Origin of the sequence: Pantoea sp. Morm (assembly GCF_016643525.1) — a bacterium.
Lineage (GTDB): Bacteria > Pseudomonadota > Gammaproteobacteria > Enterobacterales > Enterobacteriaceae > Pantoea > Pantoea dispersa.
The window spans coordinates 17,108-33,256 of record NZ_VOQX01000056.1 but is presented as its reverse complement, the minus strand read 5'-3'; the positions used below and the strand labels follow the sequence as shown (position 1 = coordinate 33,256).

Genomic DNA, 16,149 nt, shown 5'->3' with positions numbered 1-16,149 from the left:
CAGCAGCAGCGCGTCGCCATCGCCCGTGCGCTGTGCATGGATCCTATCGCCATGCTGTTCGATGAACCGACTTCCGCACTGGATCCGGAGATGATCAACGAAGTGCTGGACGTCATGGTGGAGTTAGCCAACGAAGGCATGACGATGATGGTGGTGACGCACGAGATGGGCTTTGCACGCAAAGTGGCGAATCGCGTCATCTTTATGGACGAAGGAAAGATCGTTGAAGACACCAACAAGGATGACTTCTTCAGCAATCCGCAGTCCGACCGTGCCAAAGACTTCCTGGCGAAAATCCTGCACTAATACTCACAATTCTGGCGGTCCACGGACCGCCAGCGTCAGGGCTTATCTTGCCCCCGCCTGCACTTCACCAAAATCGATATATTGCTGCTGTGATGTGGTACCCGACTGCGCAAGGCATAGCGTCTTGCCGCACCGGCATGAATCCTCCTGGAGCCTGCCGCCGCGCCTTCCCTGGCGCGGAGGCTGCCGCAAGTCACTATGCCTTGCGCACCATTAAGTTTCATCATCGCGGTAACTAAATGCGCGCATACCGCCGCATCTGCTTTTTTACGGCAGAAGGGATCCTGAACTAAGCCGGACGTCACGCGGCAGGGATGCCGCGTGTCGAGGCACGCAGGGATGCGGGTTTTGCCGATCCGGGCGTGTTCAGGTTCCCTTCTGACAGTCCGCACGCCTTCAGCAGCAATACTTTTTTTGCTTTAGATCACGGTGATAATTCAGGGCTCAAACGGCTGACGCTGGAACTGATCGTGGCCGCACTCCGGGCAGCGCGTCAGGCTCTCCGGGGTGTAAATCGCCCGGGTAAAGCCGCACTTTTCACACACCAGGTTACCCAGTCCCACCACTTCGCCGCTCTGATACACGCCGTGATGCCGCAGATCCTGAAACACTTCGCGCCACTCCAGCTGGCTCTTATCGGTGATATCGGCCAGCTCTTTCCACAGGCTTTCACGGATCACCCGCAGAAACACTGAATCGCCGAGCGCTTCGCTGGATTCCTGATAGCTGAGCGCGAACTCGTGCAAATCGCGCCGCACCGCGCGCATGACCTCGTCGACTTCGGCGGTGGTCAGCGTCTGTTTCTGCAGCAGCGCACTGCGCGCCTCGGCGACCAGTGCGTCGACATCACGCTCGCCACGCTCCAGCCGCTGGGTTAATGCTGCTACCGTTGCACGATACTCCTGCGCCACATTATTCATTTTGTTCTCCTTTCCGCTGCGGATGCTGAGTTAAGTTTAGCCGCTTTGCCATATTTGCTGCGCTTAGCGCAGAGGAAATCGCAAAAGGGTGAAAGCGCTGGCGCATTCCGCACAAATCACGCCGCCAGAGGGCGTCAATTGTTGTTGAGGGGCGGCCTTATGGGTATGCTATGCGGATCAAAAGTGTTTAAAAAACGATTTCACAAGGACCACAGGCAGCCATGCAAGAGCAATACCGCCCGGAAGAGATAGAATCCCGCGTCCAGCAGCACTGGGACGAAAACGAAACCTTCAAAGTGACCGAGCAGGAAGGCAAAGAGAAATACTACTGCCTGTCTATGCTGCCCTATCCTTCTGGCCGCCTGCACATGGGCCACGTGCGTAACTACACCATTGGCGATGTGATTGCGCGCTACCAGCGCATGCTGGGCAAAAACGTCCTGCAGCCGATTGGCTGGGATGCCTTTGGCCTGCCCGCTGAAGGGGCGGCGGTGAAAAACAACACCGCGCCAGCACCCTGGACCTACGACAACATCGAATACATGAAAAACCAGCTGAAACTGCTGGGCTTCGGCTATGACTGGAGTCGCGAACTGGCGACCTGTCAGCCTGAGTATTATCGCTGGGAACAGTGGTTCTTCACCAAACTGTACGAAAAAGGTCTGGTCTACAAAAAAACCTCCGCAGTCAACTGGTGCCCGAACGACCAGACCGTACTGGCGAACGAACAGGTGATCGATGGCTGCTGCTGGCGCTGCGACACCAAAGTCGAACGCAAAGAGATCCCGCAGTGGTTCGTGAAAATCACCGATTACGCCGAAGAGCTGCTCAACGACCTCGATAAGCTGGAAGACTGGCCGGAGCAGGTTAAGACCATGCAGCGCAACTGGATTGGCCGTTCTGAAGGTGTCGAGATCACCTTTGACGTGGCCAACAGCGCGGAAAAAGTCACGGTTTACACCACTCGTCCGGACACCTTCATGGGGGCAACTTATGTCGCCGTGGCAGCCGGTCATCCTCTGGCGCGCCAGGCTGCCGTCAACAACCCGGCGCTGGCTGACTTCATTGCTGAATGCAGCAACACCAAAGTCGCCGAAGCGGACATGGCCACGATGGAGAAGAAAGGCATGGCCACCGGCCTGCACGCTATCCATCCGCTGACGGGCGAAGAGATTCCGGTCTGGGTCGCTAACTTCGTGCTGATGGAGTACGGCACCGGTGCCGTGATGGCCGTACCGGGTCATGACCAGCGCGACTGGGAATTCGCCACCAAATACGATCTCAACATCAAGCCGGTGGTACTCAACCTCGACGGTACCGCGCCGGATGTCAGCGCCGCAGCGATGACCGAAAAAGGCACGCTGTTCAACTCCGGCGAGTTTGACGGTCTGGACCACGACGCCGGCTTCAATGCCATCGCCGATGCGCTGGCGGCCAAAGGCGTCGGCGTGCGTAAAGTGAACTATCGCCTGCGCGACTGGGGTGTGTCACGCCAGCGCTACTGGGGTGCGCCAATTCCGATGGTGACGCTGGAAGATGGCACCGTAATGCCAACGCCAGAAGATCAGCTGCCGGTGATTTTGCCGGAAGACGTGGTCATGGACGGTATCACCAGCCCAATCAAAGCCGATCCGGAGTGGGCGAAAACCACCGTCAACGGTCAGCCGGCGCTGCGTGAAACCGACACCTTCGACACCTTTATGGAATCATCGTGGTACTACGCGCGTTACACCTGTGCGAACTACAACGAAGGCATGCTGGATCCGGCGGCAGCGAACTACTGGCTGCCGGTCGATCAGTATGTGGGCGGTATCGAACACGCCATCATGCACCTGATGTATTTCCGCTTCTACCACAAGCTGCTGCGCGACGCGGGCCTGGTCAACTCTGACGAGCCGGCCAAACGCCTGCTGTGCCAGGGCATGGTACTGGCAGACGCCTTCTATTACGTCGGCGCCAACGGCGAGCGCAACTGGGTTTCTCCGGTTGACGTTAACGTCGAGCGCGACGAAAAAGGCCGCATCACCAAAGCCATCGACAATCAGGGCCGCGAAGTGATCTACGCGGGCATGAGCAAAATGTCGAAGTCCAAAAACAACGGCATCGACCCGCAGCTGATGGTTGAGCGCTACGGCGCAGATACCGTGCGCCTGTTCATGATGTTTGCCTCCCCGGCGGAAATGACGCTGGAGTGGCAGGAGTCAGGCGTGGAAGGCGCAAACCGCTTCCTGAAACGCGTGTGGAAGCTGGCGTACGATCACGTGGCTAAAGGCGCGACCGTGGCGCTGGATGTCAACGCGCTCAACGATGAGCAGAAAGCGCTGCGTCGCGATCTGCACAAAACCATCGCCAAAGTGGCGGATGACATCGGCCGTCGTCAGACCTTCAACACCGCGATTGCGGCGATCATGGAGCTGATGAACAAACTGATGCGCGCGCCGCAGGAGAGCGAACAGGATCGCGCCCTGATGCAGGAAGCGCTGGTCGCCGTAACGCGCCTGCTCTATCCATTCACCCCGCACGCCAGCTACGTGCTGTGGCAGGCACTGGGTGGCGAAGGCAGCATCGACGACGCCAGCTGGCCGGTTGCCGATGAAGCGGCAATGGTAGAGGATTCGCTGCTGGTGGTAGTGCAGGTCAACGGTAAAGTGCGTGGTAAAATTACCGTGGCGCCGGATGCGACGCAGGAACAGGTGCAGGCGCGTGCGGCACAGGAGCATCTGGTGGCGAAATATCTGGATGGCGTCACCCTTCGTAAAGTGATTTATGTCCCTGGCAAACTGCTTAACCTGGTCGTAGGTTAAGTTCAGGAGGAACTGTGCGACAACTCGTTATCAGGCTGTTTGTCCTGCTGGCAGTGCTGGTCACTGCCGGCTGTGGTTTTCATCCGCGCGGCACCACGCAGGTGCCACCGGAAATGAAAACGCTGATCGTCCAGAGCGGCGATCCGTATGGCCCGCTGGCGCGCACCGTGCGTCAGCAGCTGCGCATCAACGATGTCAAAATCGTTGAAGACAGCAAAGCGGCCAGTGCGCAATACCCGACGCTGCGTCTCGGCGCGGAGAGTCAGGGACGCGACACCGCGTCGGTATTCATCAGCGGCACCACCGCCGAATACTCGCTGGTGATGACCGTCAGCGCGCAGGTGTTGCTGCCGGGTAAAGGCATTTATCCGATCAGCACCACGGTGTACCGTTCGTTCTTCGACAACCCGAACGCCGCGCTGGCGAAGGATGCCGAGCAGGATATGATTGTGCAGGAGATGCGTCAGCGTGCCGCCGAGCAGCTGGTACGTAAGCTGCTGACGGTACACGCCGCGCAGGAGAGCAACAAAGAGACGCTGCCGCAACCTGAAGTGATTGCGCCAGGCGCGGACTCACCGGAAGTGCCCTCCTCGTCAGCCACCAGTCTGCAATGATCAGGATCTATCCTGAACAACTGCGCGCGCAGCTTCGAGAGGGGCTGCGCGCCTGTTATTTTCTCACCGGTAATGAACCCCTGCTGATTCAGGAGAGCGCAGATGCCATCCGCGCTGCCGCCGCTCAGCAGGGCTTCGACGAGCATTTTTCCGTCAGCGTTGATGCGCAGACTGACTGGGAGGCGATTTTCGCCAGCTGTCAGTCGCTGAGCCTGTTCACACAGCGCCAGACGCTGACGCTGCAGCTGCCGGAAAACGGCCCCAACGCCGCCATCGCCGAACAGCTGGTGAAACTGGCGGCGCTGCTGCACAGCGACATTATGCTGGTGCTGCGGATGGCGAAGCTGACCAAAGCGCAGGAAAACAGCGCGTGGTTCAAAGCGCTCAGCGCCAGTGCGGTGCTGGTGCCGTGCCAGACGCCGGAACAGGCGCAGCTGCCGCGCTGGGTGGCCGCCCGCGCGAAAGCCCTGCAGCTGAGTATTGATGACGCGGCAATTCAGCTGCTCTGCTACTGTTATGAAGGTAATCTGCTGGCGCTGGCCCAGGCGCTGGAGCGGCTGTCGCTGCTGTGGCCGGATGGCAAACTGACGCTGCCCCGCGTGGAAGAAGCGGTGAACGATGCCGCGCATTTCACGCCGTTTCACTGGGTTGATGCGCTGCTGGCCGGCAAGAGCAAACGCGCGCTGCACATTTTGCGTCAGCTGCAAAAAGAGGACAGCGAAGTGGTGATTCTGCTGCGCACGCTGCAGCGCGATCTGCTGACGCTACTGCAGCTGCAACGCCAGCAGGCGAAGCAGCCGCTGCGCACGCTTATGGATCAACAACGTATCTGGCAGAACCGCCGTGCCCTGTTCACTGAAGCGCTGCAGCGACTGGATGCGCAACGGCTGCAGCAAGCGGTGCATCTGCTGGCTCAACTCGAACTGACCATGAAGCAGGACTACGGTCAGAATCTGTGGCCGCAGCTGGAGACGCTGTCATTGCTGCTGTGCCATCGTGATTTTCCGCTGGGTTTAACCGATGTCTGACCTTTACGCGCTGTTTGGCGGCACCTTCGATCCCATTCATTACGGCCATCTGCGTCCGGTCACCGCGCTGGCGCAGCAGGTTGGCCTGCAAAAAGTGACGCTGCTGCCGAACAACGTGCCGCCGCACCGGCCACAGCCGGAAGCCAGCGCACAACAGCGCGTGGCGATGCTGCGCTGCGCCATTGCCAATCGTCCGCTGTTTGATATCGACACGCGCGAGCTGACGCGCACCACGCCGTCATGGACGGTGGACACGCTGGAAACCCTGCGCGCCGAGCGCGGTGCACAACAGCCCCTCGGGTTTATCATCGGTCAGGATTCTCTGCTAACGTTAGGAAAATGGCATCGCTGGCAGGAGCTGCTGTCGCTGTGTCACCTGCTGGTTTGTCAGCGTCCAGGCTACGCTGCGCAGATGGCTACGCCAGAGATGCAGCAGTGGCTGGATGCGCACCGCGCGCATGAGGTGCAGCAGCTGCATCGCGCACCGGCAGGCCACATCTGGCTGGCCGATACGCCGCTGTTCGACATTTCTGCCACTGAGATTCGCCAGCGCCGCCATCATGGCCAGGACTGCGCCGATCTGCTGCCGGCGGCGGTGATCGACTACATCGATCGCGCGGGCTTATATCGCGATTGATCGCCGCGTGCTATACTGCGCCGCTTCATTTTTGGCTGCGTTTTCCGGGGCATTCAGCCTGCCCATAATCACCTGTTTTTAAGGGGAACCTTTTGCAAGGCAAAGCACTCCAAGAGTTCGTTATTGATAAGATTGATGATCTCAAAGGCCAGGACATCGTTGCGATTGATGTGCAGGGCAAATCCAGTATCACCGATTGCATGATTATCTGTACCGGGACCTCCAACCGTCACGTCTCCTCCATCGCTGACCATGTGATGCAGGAATCGCGCGCGGCAGGCCTGAAACCGCTCGGCGTCGACGGCAAAGCGGCTGCTGACTGGGTTGTGGTCGATCTCGGTGAAGTGATCGTGCACGTGATGCAGGAAGAGAGCCGCCAGCTGTATGAGCTGGAAAAGCTCTGGAGCTAAACGTTGAAACTGCAGCTTGTCGCCGTCGGCACCAAAATGCCCGACTGGGTTCAGACCGGTTTCATGGAGTACCTGCGTCGCTTTCCCAAAGATATGCCGTTTGAGCTGACTGAAGTGCCGGCCGGTAAACGCGGCAAAAACGCCGACATCAAACGCATTCTGGAAAAAGAGGGTGAAGCGATGCTGGCGGCGGTGGGCAAAGGCAACCGCATTGTGACGCTGGATATTCCCGGACAGCCGTGGGAAACGCCGCAGCTGGCGCAGCAGTTAGAGCGCTGGAAGCTGGACGGGCGTGATGTCAGCCTGCTGATTGGTGGGCCGGAAGGCCTGGCGCCGGCGTGTAAAGCGGCAGCCGAGCAGAGCTGGTCACTGTCCGCGTTAACGCTGCCGCATCCGCTGGTGCGTGTGCTGGTGGCGGAAAGCCTGTATCGTGCCTGGAGTATTACCACCAATCACCCTTATCACCGTGAATAAACGCCTGACAACCTCCAGACAATAAACGCAGCGGATGAAATTACAGAGCAACGCTTTTCGCGATTACACTGCCGAACAGAAACTGTTTGTCCGCCGCGCCCTGGTGGCCTTTGTCGGCATCCTGCTGCTCTCCAGCGTGCTGGTGGTCAATCTGTATCATCTGCAGATCCTGCGCTTCGACGACTACAGCACCCGTTCAAACGAAAACCGCATCAAACTGGTGCCGGTCGCCCCCAGCCGCGGCATCATCTATGATCGCAACGGTGTGCCGCTGGCGCTCAATCGCACCATTTACCAGGCCGAGCTGGTGCCGGAAAAAGTCGATGACCTGAAGCAGACGCTGCAGGATCTGCGGCCGGTGCTGGATTTGACCGACGACGATATCGATGCGTTTGAAAAAGAGCGCAAGCGCTCGCGCCGCTTTACCTCGATTCCGGTTAAAACCGGCCTGAATGAAGTGCAGGTCGCGCGCTTCGCAGTGAACCAGTACCGTTTCCCGGGCGTGGAAGTGAAAGGCTACCAGCGCCGCTACTACCCTTACGGCCAGACGCTGACGCACGTGGTGGGTTACGTCTCGAAAATCAACGATCGTGACGTCAAGCGCCTTGATGAAGAAGGCAAATGGCCGAACTACGCGGCCACCCACGACATCGGTAAGCTCGGCATCGAAAACTATTACGAAGATGTGCTGCACGGCAAAACCGGTTACGAAGAGGTGGAAGTTAACAACCGCGGTCGCGTGATCCGTCAGCTGCATGAGCAGTCACCGCAGGCCGGACGCGATATCTGGCTGACCATCGATCTCAAGCTACAGCAGTACATCGAAACCCTGCTGACCGGCAGCCGCGCCGCCGTGGTGGTGAGCGATCCGCGCACCGGTGAGATTCTCGCGCTGGTCTCCACACCCAGTTACGATCCGAATCTGTTTGTCGATGGTATTTCGAGTAAAGATTATAAGGCGCTGCTCGGCGATGAGAACCGCCCGCTGTATAACCGCGCGCTGCAGGCATCGTATCCCCCAGCTTCCACGGTTAAACCTTATGTGGCGGTCTCAGCGCTCAGCGCCGGCGTGATCAACCGTAATACCAGCCTGTTCGATCCGGGCTGGTGGCAGCTGCCGGGCTCGGAAAAACGCTACCGCGACTGGAAAAAGTGGGGTCACGGTCGCCTCAACGTTACCAAATCGCTGGAAGAGTCGGCGGATACCTTCTTCTATCAGGTGGCCTATGACATGGGCATCGACCGCCTGTCAGAGTGGATGACCAAATTCGGCTACGGCCACCGTACCGGTATCGACCTGCCGCAGGAGAGCCCCGGCAACATGCCGACGCGTGAATGGAAGATGAAACGCTTCAAAAAGCCGTGGTATCAGGGCGATACTATTCCAGTCGGTATCGGCCAGGGCTACTGGACGGCGACGCCGGTGCAGATGAACAAAGCGCTGATGATCCTGATTAACGACGGCGTGATTAAAGTGCCGCACCTGCTGCGCGCCACCCGTGAAGGCAACAGCATGGTGCCGTATCGCCAGCCGCCGGATGCGCCGATTGGCGACATTCACTCCGGCTACTGGGAGATCGCCAAAGACGGGATGTATGGCGTGGCCAACCGCGCCAACGGCACCGCGCATAAAAGCTTTGCCGATGCACCGTACAAGATTGCGGCGAAATCCGGTACCGCACAGGTGTTTGGCCTGAAAGAGAATGAGACCTACAACGCGCATAAAATTGCCGAACGGCTGCGTGACCATAAGCTGATGACCGCCTTCGCGCCGTACGACAAGCCGCGCGTCGCCGTCACCATGATTCTGGAAAACGGCGGTGCCGGCCCGGCGGTGGGCACCGTAATGCGCCAGATTCTCGACCACATAATGCTGGGCGACAACAATACCGTGCTGCCAGAAGCCGCACCCATGCCGCCCGGCTACGAAGGTGAATAACGATGTCGATGAACGATAGTCCCCAGAAAAGAACGATCTGGACGCGTATCCATATCGACCCGCTGTTTATGCTGATCATCATCAGCCTGCTGGCCTACAGCGCCATTGTTATCTGGAGCGCCAGCGGCCAGGATCCGGGCATGATGGAGCGCAAGCTCGGGCAGATTGCCATGGGCACCATCATCATGCTGGTGATGGCGCAGGTGCCGCCGCGCGTGTATGAAAGCTGGGCGCCCTACCTCTACATTGTCTGCGTGATTTTGCTGGTGGCGGTCGATGCCTTCGGCCACATCAGTAAAGGGGCACAGCGCTGGCTGGATCTCGGTTTTGTGCGCTTTCAGCCGTCGGAAATCGCTAAAATCGCCGTGCCGCTGATGGTGGCACGCTTCATCAACCGCGATGTCTGCCCGCCGACACTGAAAAACACCGGCATCGCGCTGGTGCTGATTTTCATGCCGACGCTGCTGGTGGCGGCGCAGCCGGACCTCGGTACCTCCATTCTGATCGCCGCCTCCGGCCTGTTTGTGCTGTTCCTCTCGGGCATGAGCTGGAAGCTGATTGGCGTGGCCGTGCTGCTGGTGGCGGCGTTCATCCCAATTCTGTGGTTCTTTCTGATGCACGATTATCAGCGCGACCGCGTGATGATGCTGCTCGATCCGGAGAGCGATCCGCTCGGTGCCGGCTACCACATTATTCAGTCCAAGATTGCTATCGGCTCCGGCGGCCTGCGCGGCAAAGGCTGGCTGCATGGCACCCAGTCACAGCTGGAGTTTCTGCCCGAACGTCACACCGACTTTATCTTCGCGGTGCTGGCGGAAGAGCTCGGCCTGGTGGGCGTCCTGCTGCTGCTGGTACTTTATCTGCTGCTGATCATGCGCGGGCTGGTGATTGCCGCACGCGCGCAAACCACTTTTGGTCGCGTGATGTCCGGCGGCCTGATGCTGATTCTGTTTGTGTATGTTTTCGTTAACATTGGCATGGTTAGTGGTATCTTACCGGTGGTTGGCGTGCCGCTGCCGCTGGTGAGCTACGGCGGATCGGCGCTGATTGTGTTAATGGCCGGATTTGGCATCGTGATGTCGATCCACACTCATCGAAAAATGTTATCTAAAAGCGTTTAAGAGGCTGCACATGCGTAAGGACTGGCTTGGGGTTGCTCTGGCATCACTGGTACTGGCTGCCTGTTCCACACCGGAACAGCAGACGAACACGGCCCCGCCGCAGCCGGCCTACAATGGCCCGGTGGTGGAGATTCCCGGCGTGGAGCCGCGCTATGAGCCGATCAATCCCTCTACCAGCCAGGACTACAGCGTCAACGGCAAAACCTACCGGGTGATTAAAGATCCGTCCAACTACAGCGAAGTCGGTCTGGCAACCTGGTACGGTGAAGAAGCACAGGGCAACCGCACCGCGCTGGGTGAAACCTACGATCCGGACGCGTTAAGCGCCGCACACCCTACCCTGCCGCTGCCAAGCTACGTGCGCGTCACCAACCTGGCCAACGGCCGGCAAATTGTGGTGCGCGTCAACGATCGCGGCCCTTATACGCCGGGCCGGATTATCGACCTGTCGCGCGCCGCGGGCGATCGCCTGAATATTTCCAATAACACCCGCGTAAGGGTGGATTACATCAAAGTAGCGCCGGACGGTTCGGTGTCCGGCCCGGGCACAATCGGCACCACCGTGGCCAAACAGAGCTATGCGCTGCCGGCGCGGCCTGACCTGAGCGGCGGCATGGTGATGACCGGCGCCAGCAGCGCGCCAGCGCCTGCCGCACAGGACGTCCGCGCGGTGGATAACAGTTCACTGCAGAGCAACGGCAACATCGGCGCACCGGTGCAGAGCAGCGGCTTTCTCGGCGCACCGCAGCCGTTAGCCAGCGGCGTACTGGAAGGCAGCGCGCCGGCCACAGCGGTTGCCGCCAGCCCTGCCGCACCGGCTGCGGCTGCGGCAACGAGTCCGGCTCCGGCCAGCCATAACGCCAGCGCCCATGCCGGCAGCGGTTTTGTGGTACAGGTTGGCGCCCTGAATGATGCCGCACGCGCCCGGCAGATGGCGGACAGCCTTGGCCAGCGCTTTGGTGTACCCGGCGCGGTGGAAGCCAATGGCAACGTCTATCGCGTGCAGCTTGGCGGTTTCAGCAGCCGGGCTCAGGCCGCGGCGCTGCAGCAGCGTCTGAGCACTGAAGCGCAGATCAGCTCCTTTATTACCACGGCCCGCCCGTCAATGTGACGGGCCGTGCCCTTGCCTGCTGACACTGAGGCATAAAGCCAGATGTCGCACGATGGCAGCTTTGCTATAGTAAGGCACTTTTTTCACTCTTAACCCCACGGATGCTGTAGTCCTGAACATGAATACGCTGAAACCTTCTCGTTTTCTGAAACGCCTGACAGTGGGATCACTGGTCGCTCTCTCCCTCAGCCACGTTGCCTTTGCAGATGATGTTAATCTGAAAACCATGATTCCGGGCGTGCCGGACATCGATGCCGAAGCTTACGTGCTGATCGACTATAACTCCGGCAAAGTGCTGGCGGAAAAGAACGCGGACGCGCGCCGCGACCCGGCCAGTCTGACCAAAATGATGACCAGCTACGTCATCGGCCAGGCGGTCAAAGCGGGCAAAATCCATCAGGATGACATTGTTACCGTCGGTAAAGATGCCTGGGCAACCGGCAATCCGGTGTTCAAAGGCTCCTCGCTGATGTTCCTCAAGCCGGGCGATCGCGTACCGGTCTCTCAGCTGACGCGTGGTATTGTGCTGCAGTCCGGTAACGACGCCTGCGTGGCGATGGCCGATTACGTTGCCGGCAGCCAGGACGCATTCGTTAACCTGATGAACAACTACGTGGGCGCGCTGGGCCTGAAAAATACCCATTTCCAGACCGTGCACGGTCTTGATGCTGACGGTCAGTACAGTACGGCGCGTGACATGGCGTTGATTGGCCAGGCGCTGATTCGCGATGTGCCGGATGAGTACGCGGTCTACAGAGAGAAAGAGTTCACCTTTAATAACATCCGCCAGATGAACCGTAACGGCCTGCTGTGGGATACCAGCCTGAACGTCGACGGCATCAAAACCGGCCATACCGAAGCCGCCGGCTACAACCTGGTGGCGTCAGCGACCGAAGGCCAGATGCGTCTGATCTCGGCGGTGATGGGCGGTCACACCTTCAAAGGCCGTGAAACCGAGAGTAAAAAGCTGCTGACCTGGGGCTTCCGCTTCTTCGAAACCGTGGCACCGCTGAAGGCGGGCAAAGAGTTTGCCTCTGAGCCGGTATGGTTTGGCAACAGCGATCGCGTGCAGCTCGGCGTGGAAAAAGATGCCTACCTGACCATCCCGCGCGGCCGCATGAAAGACCTCAAGGCCAGTTACGTGCTGAACAACACCGAACTGCACGCGCCGCTGCAGAAAAACCAGGTCGTGGGCAGCATCAACTTCCAGCTGGATGGTAAAACCATTGAACAGCGTCCGCTGGTGGTGCTGAACGAAGTGCAGGAAGGCGGTTTCTTCAGCCGCATCATCGATTACATCAAACTGATGTTCCATCACTGGTTCGGCTAAGGCGCGCTTGAAAAATCGCCAATCCGTCCCCAGATAAGCTACTATATTGCTCCCGCTTCGGCGGGAGCCTGTTTTTTATGCACCGGAGTTAATATGAAAACCAAACTGAATGAACTGCTCGAATTCCCGACGCCTTTTACCTACAAAGTGATGGGCCTGGCGCAACCGGAGCTGGTTGATCAAGTGGTTGAAGTGGTGCAGCGTCATGCGCCCGGCGACTACAGCCCTGACGTGAAGCCCAGCAGCAAAGGCAATTATCACTCGGTGTCGATCACCATTAACGCCACCCACATCGAACAGGTGGAAACCCTGTACGAAGAGCTGGGCAACATCGAAATCGTGCGCATGGTGCTGTAATGCTGACGCTGGTAAAGGCCGCTTTGCCAGCGTTATACTCTGCCCTCCACTCGCTACCGGACTTCTGCTTTGTCTGCTAATACGCTTCTTGTTCGTCAGCTTGGCCAGCGCGACTGGCAGCCCGTCTCCGATGCCATGCATCACTTTACCGATCGGCGCGACAGCGCCACCGCCGATGAACTCTGGCTGGTGGAACACCCTGCGGTGTTTACTCAGGGCCAGGCTGGCAAAGCCGAACATGTGCTGGTGCCGGGCGATATTCCGGTGGTACAGAGCGATCGCGGCGGCCAGGTAACCTATCACGGCCCGGGCCAGCAGGTGATGTATGTACTGATTGACGTTAAACGCCGCAAGCTGGGCGTGCGCGAGCTGGTCACCGCACTGGAAGAGACAGTCATCGCTACGCTGGCTGATTACGACATCAGTGCGCGTGCGCGTGCGGATGCGCCCGGCGTATACGTTGGCGATGCGAAAATCTGTTCGCTAGGCCTGCGCATCCGTAAAGGCTGCTCGTTTCACGGTCTGGCGCTCAATGTCGCGATGGATCTGGCGCCCTTCCTGCGCATCAATCCCTGCGGCTATGCCGGCATGCAGATGACGCAGATCAGCGCCTTCCAGCCCGGCATCACGCCGGCGGACGTGCAGCCGCGCCTGGTGCAGCATTTCGCGCGCCTGACCGGCTTTAGCGATACGGAATGGCATGATGAGGTCGCGTGCTGACCTTGACCGTACGTGCGCATTTACAAAATTGTAACTTTCGCCACGGCTTATCGGCTGCTTCTGCCCCGGCGAGATGATATAATTTTTGCAATTTTTTCAAATAAAGTTGAAAGCCTGGTTCTCAGTTTGAGTGAGGAAGCTTTCAAATCGCAATCCCGACCGGAACCTGCAGATTTATGAGTAAACCAATTCAGATGGAACGTGGCGTCAAGTATCGCGATGCCGACAAAATGGCGCTGATTCCGGTAAAAACCGTGGTCACCGAACGCCAGGAAATCCTGCGTAAGCCGGAGTGGATGAAGATCAAGCTGCCTGCGGATTCCAGCCGCATTCAGGGCATCAAAGCGGCGATGCGTAAAAACGGCCTGCACTCGGTGTGTGAAGAGGCTTCCTGCCCTAACCTCGCCGAATGCTTTAACCACGGCACCGCCACCTTTATGATCCTCGGTGCCATCTGTACCCGCCGCTGTCCGTTCTGCGATGTGGCACACGGTCGGCCAAACGCGCCGGACGCCAACGAGCCGCTGAAGCTGGCACAAACCATCGCCGATATGGCGCTGCGCTATGTGGTAATCACCTCGGTGGACCGCGACGATCTGCGCGACGGCGGTGCACAGCACTTTGCTGACTGCATCAGCGCCATCCGCGAGAAAAGCCCGACCATCAAAATTGAAACGCTGGTGCCGGACTTCCGCGGGCGTATGGATCGCGCGCTGGAGATCCTCACGGCTACGCCGCCGGATGTGTTCAACCATAACCTGGAAAACGTACCGCGCGTCTATCGTCAGGTGCGTCCGGGCGCTAACTATGAGTGGTCGCTGAAGCTGCTGGAGCGTTTCAAAGAGGCGCATCCGGACGTGCCGACCAAATCCGGTCTGATGGTCGGTCTCGGGGAAACCAATGCGGAAATCATTGAAGTGATGCGCGATCTGCGTCGCCACGGTGTCACTATGCTGACCCTCGGCCAGTACCTGCAGCCAAGCCGTCACCATCTGCCGGTGCAGCGTTACGTCAGCCCGGCTGAATTTGATGAGATGAAAGAAGAAGCGCTGGCGATGGGCTTTACCCACGCTGCCTGCGGTCCGTTCGTCCGCTCGTCTTATCACGCTGATATGCAGGCGAAAGGCCTGGAAGTGAAGTAACCTCCTGCCGCGATTGCGCCCTGCTGCGGCGCAATCGCAAAAATTCTGCTTAAACCGCTTAATTCCTGTCGCAAATCTGTCGCTTTAACCGCTGAGGCCATAAGAGCCTGTTTATTATTTTATTTTCTCAGTGTTTTTTTCATAAAGGTCAGATTATGCAATCATCCTTTCATATCGATGAGCTCGATTTTATGCGGGCGGCGGATGTGTCAGGTCCATCCTCTGGTAGACCGCGAAGCGGCGCGTCGGGCGAAAGCCTGGATGCGCTAAAAGCGCGTACCACGCCCATGGATATCACTAATCCGTTCGTGACGCCCCATGCGTCGTGCGAACTGGCGTTTCTTGCAACCGCCATCAGCATCGACCACCGCTACGACGAAATTCATCTGCACCTGCCGCAAAGCGCGCAGCCTGCGTCTGCGCCCGCACTGCCTTTCACCGAACTGCGCAGCGTAACGCCGGATGAAACGCCGTTGCTGCCAGCGCTGCCGCCGCTGGAGTCAGCGCAGCAGGCCGCCGGCGAGAGCGTCTGGCACAGCCTGCCTGAGGTTCCGGCGCTCAGCCCGGCGCTGTCGCTGGTCAGCGCGCTGCCTGCGGCATGGTATGCAGCAGAACATCAGACGCCCCACCCGTCGGCTGTCCCCACGCCCACAGCCCGGCAGCCGCTGAACCTGCCTGAGGTGGCTGTGCTGCGCGACATACAGCAACCCGACTATGCGGTGGATTACGATGACAGCGGTGAGCCGAAAATGTTTAGCGGCACGCTGGCGGCGGGCGCTCAGGTGCTTATTTATATCGATAATGTGCTGATTGAAGTGGTAACGGGCGACGCACAGGGTCACTGGCAGTTCGCTCAGCCCGCCGATTTAAGCGCGGCACAGCATGTATTCAGTGCAGAGTTCGTCGATGAACAGGGGCATGTCAGCAGCCGTTACAATAAGTTGATTACCGTACTGCCGCAGCCTGCCGCTATTATCACGCCAATTGATGACAGCGATCTCAGCGCGATTGATTGTGCACTGATGGAACTGGCGATGCAGCAGGATGATATTGCGCCCGCTCTTCTGCCGCTGACCTTCAGCGAAGCATGGCTGGATGAGTGGCACAGCGCTGACAGCACGCTTACCGCCAGCGGCGATCACGGTGGCAACCTGCCAGGCTGGGATGAACCGCTGGAACATCACATTGTCTGGCACTAAAAAACGAAAACCAGACTGTGGCAGTCTGGTTTTTTAA

15 protein-coding genes and 1 pseudogene are annotated in these 16,149 nt (G+C 58.8%); 15 read left to right on the top strand and 1 reads right to left on the bottom strand.

The window, feature by feature from the left end; genetic code table 11:
* Positions 1–306: pseudogene (locus FT726_RS18190) on the top strand (amino acid ABC transporter ATP-binding protein); the annotation flags it as partial.
* A gap of 437 nt (positions 307–743) precedes the next feature.
* Here FT726_RS18190 and FT726_RS18185 read toward each other — a convergent pair.
* Positions 744–1,226, bottom strand: a complete 483-nt coding sequence (locus tag FT726_RS18185) for a zinc ribbon-containing protein (protein ID WP_021508577.1) — start codon at positions 1,224–1,226, stop codon at positions 744–746.
* Positions 1,227–1,447: 221 nt separating this feature from the next.
* Between FT726_RS18185 and leuS the strand changes: the two genes are divergently transcribed.
* The 14 genes from leuS (at position 1,448) to FT726_RS18115 (ending at position 16,112) form a co-directional block, all read left to right on the top strand.
* Positions 1,448–4,030 (top strand): leucine--tRNA ligase, encoded by a 2,583-nt coding sequence (gene leuS, locus FT726_RS18180; RefSeq protein ID WP_288422814.1) that lies wholly within the window; start codon positions 1,448–1,450, stop codon positions 4,028–4,030.
* 14 nt (positions 4,031–4,044) lie between these two features.
* The gene (gene lptE / locus FT726_RS18175; protein WP_021508579.1) at positions 4,045–4,644 is read left to right on the top strand and encodes an LPS assembly lipoprotein LptE; all 600 of its coding nucleotides are present in this window, start codon (positions 4,045–4,047) and stop codon (positions 4,642–4,644) included.
* Positions 4,641–5,672, top strand: coding sequence for a DNA polymerase III subunit delta (holA, locus tag FT726_RS18170; protein WP_021508580.1), 1,032 nt, complete (start codon positions 4,641–4,643; stop codon positions 5,670–5,672). Before lptE ends, holA begins: the two co-directional genes overlap by 4 nt.
* Positions 5,665–6,309 (top strand): nicotinate-nucleotide adenylyltransferase, encoded by a 645-nt coding sequence (gene nadD / locus FT726_RS18165; protein WP_288422819.1) that lies wholly within the window; start codon positions 5,665–5,667, stop codon positions 6,307–6,309. Before holA ends, nadD begins: the two co-directional genes overlap by 8 nt.
* 92 nt (positions 6,310–6,401) lie before the next feature.
* Positions 6,402–6,719 (top strand): ribosome silencing factor, encoded by a 318-nt coding sequence (rsfS, locus tag FT726_RS18160; protein WP_021508582.1) that lies wholly within the window; start codon positions 6,402–6,404, stop codon positions 6,717–6,719.
* Between the two features lie 3 nt (positions 6,720–6,722).
* On the top strand, positions 6,723–7,193 hold the full coding sequence (rlmH, locus tag FT726_RS18155; RefSeq protein ID WP_058757899.1) for a 23S rRNA (pseudouridine(1915)-N(3))-methyltransferase RlmH: 471 nt from the start codon (positions 6,723–6,725) through the stop codon (positions 7,191–7,193).
* Positions 7,194–7,227: 34 nt separating this feature from the next.
* Positions 7,228–9,132 carry a peptidoglycan DD-transpeptidase MrdA gene (mrdA, locus tag FT726_RS18150; protein WP_021508584.1) on the top strand — a complete coding sequence of 635 codons (1,905 nt, stop codon included), beginning with the start codon at positions 7,228–7,230 and terminating at the stop codon, positions 9,130–9,132.
* A gap of 8 nt (positions 9,133–9,140) precedes the next feature.
* Positions 9,141–10,253 carry a peptidoglycan glycosyltransferase MrdB gene (gene mrdB / locus FT726_RS18145; RefSeq protein WP_031279886.1) on the top strand — a complete coding sequence of 371 codons (1,113 nt, stop codon included), beginning with the start codon at positions 9,141–9,143 and terminating at the stop codon, positions 10,251–10,253.
* Between the two features lie 10 nt (positions 10,254–10,263).
* A complete protein-coding gene (rlpA, locus tag FT726_RS18140; RefSeq protein WP_346303176.1) occupies positions 10,264–11,364 on the top strand; it encodes an endolytic peptidoglycan transglycosylase RlpA in 1,101 nt (366 codons plus the stop codon).
* 118 nt (positions 11,365–11,482) lie between these two features.
* Entirely contained in the window at positions 11,483–12,694 is a 1,212-nt protein-coding gene (gene dacA / locus FT726_RS18135) for a D-alanyl-D-alanine carboxypeptidase DacA (RefSeq protein WP_021508587.1), read from the top strand.
* Between the two features lie 93 nt (positions 12,695–12,787).
* Positions 12,788–13,051: a DUF493 family protein YbeD gene (gene ybeD, locus FT726_RS18130; protein ID WP_010618866.1), complete on the top strand. Its 264-nt coding sequence runs from the start codon at positions 12,788–12,790 to the stop codon at positions 13,049–13,051.
* Between the two features lie 69 nt (positions 13,052–13,120).
* Positions 13,121–13,771, top strand: coding sequence for a lipoyl(octanoyl) transferase LipB (lipB, locus tag FT726_RS18125; RefSeq protein WP_346303175.1), 651 nt, complete (start codon positions 13,121–13,123; stop codon positions 13,769–13,771).
* A 176-nt stretch (positions 13,772–13,947) separates the two neighbouring features.
* Positions 13,948–14,913 (top strand): lipoyl synthase, encoded by a 966-nt coding sequence (gene lipA / locus FT726_RS18120; RefSeq protein WP_058757902.1) that lies wholly within the window; start codon positions 13,948–13,950, stop codon positions 14,911–14,913.
* A 155-nt stretch (positions 14,914–15,068) separates the two neighbouring features.
* Entirely contained in the window at positions 15,069–16,112 is a 1,044-nt protein-coding gene (locus FT726_RS18115) for a hypothetical protein (RefSeq protein WP_346303174.1), read from the top strand.
* Positions 16,113–16,149: the final 37 nt, after the last annotated feature.

What these genes read in the sequence shown, in the direction of transcription:
- mrdA (WP_021508584.1), top strand. Translation starts at nt 7,228, where the DNA reads ATGAAATTACAGAGCAACGCTTTTCGCGATTACACTGCCGAACAGAAA.
- nadD (WP_288422819.1), top strand. Translation starts at nt 5,665, where the DNA reads ATGTCTGACCTTTACGCGCTGTTTGGCGGCACCTTCGATCCCATTCAT.
- FT726_RS18115 (WP_346303174.1), top strand. Translation starts at nt 15,069, where the DNA reads ATGCAATCATCCTTTCATATCGATGAGCTCGATTTTATGCGGGCGGCG.
- leuS (WP_288422814.1), top strand. Translation starts at nt 1,448, where the DNA reads ATGCAAGAGCAATACCGCCCGGAAGAGATAGAATCCCGCGTCCAGCAG.
- mrdB (WP_031279886.1), top strand. Translation starts at nt 9,141, where the DNA reads ATGAACGATAGTCCCCAGAAAAGAACGATCTGGACGCGTATCCATATC.
- ybeD (WP_010618866.1), top strand. Translation starts at nt 12,788, where the DNA reads ATGAAAACCAAACTGAATGAACTGCTCGAATTCCCGACGCCTTTTACC.
- lipA (WP_058757902.1), top strand. Translation starts at nt 13,948, where the DNA reads ATGAGTAAACCAATTCAGATGGAACGTGGCGTCAAGTATCGCGATGCC.
- holA (WP_021508580.1), top strand. Translation starts at nt 4,641, where the DNA reads ATGATCAGGATCTATCCTGAACAACTGCGCGCGCAGCTTCGAGAGGGG.
- FT726_RS18185 (WP_021508577.1), bottom strand. Translation starts at nt 1,226, where the DNA reads ATGAATAATGTGGCGCAGGAGTATCGTGCAACGGTAGCAGCATTAACC.
- rlpA (WP_346303176.1), top strand. Translation starts at nt 10,264, where the DNA reads ATGCGTAAGGACTGGCTTGGGGTTGCTCTGGCATCACTGGTACTGGCT.
- dacA (WP_021508587.1), top strand. Translation starts at nt 11,483, where the DNA reads ATGAATACGCTGAAACCTTCTCGTTTTCTGAAACGCCTGACAGTGGGA.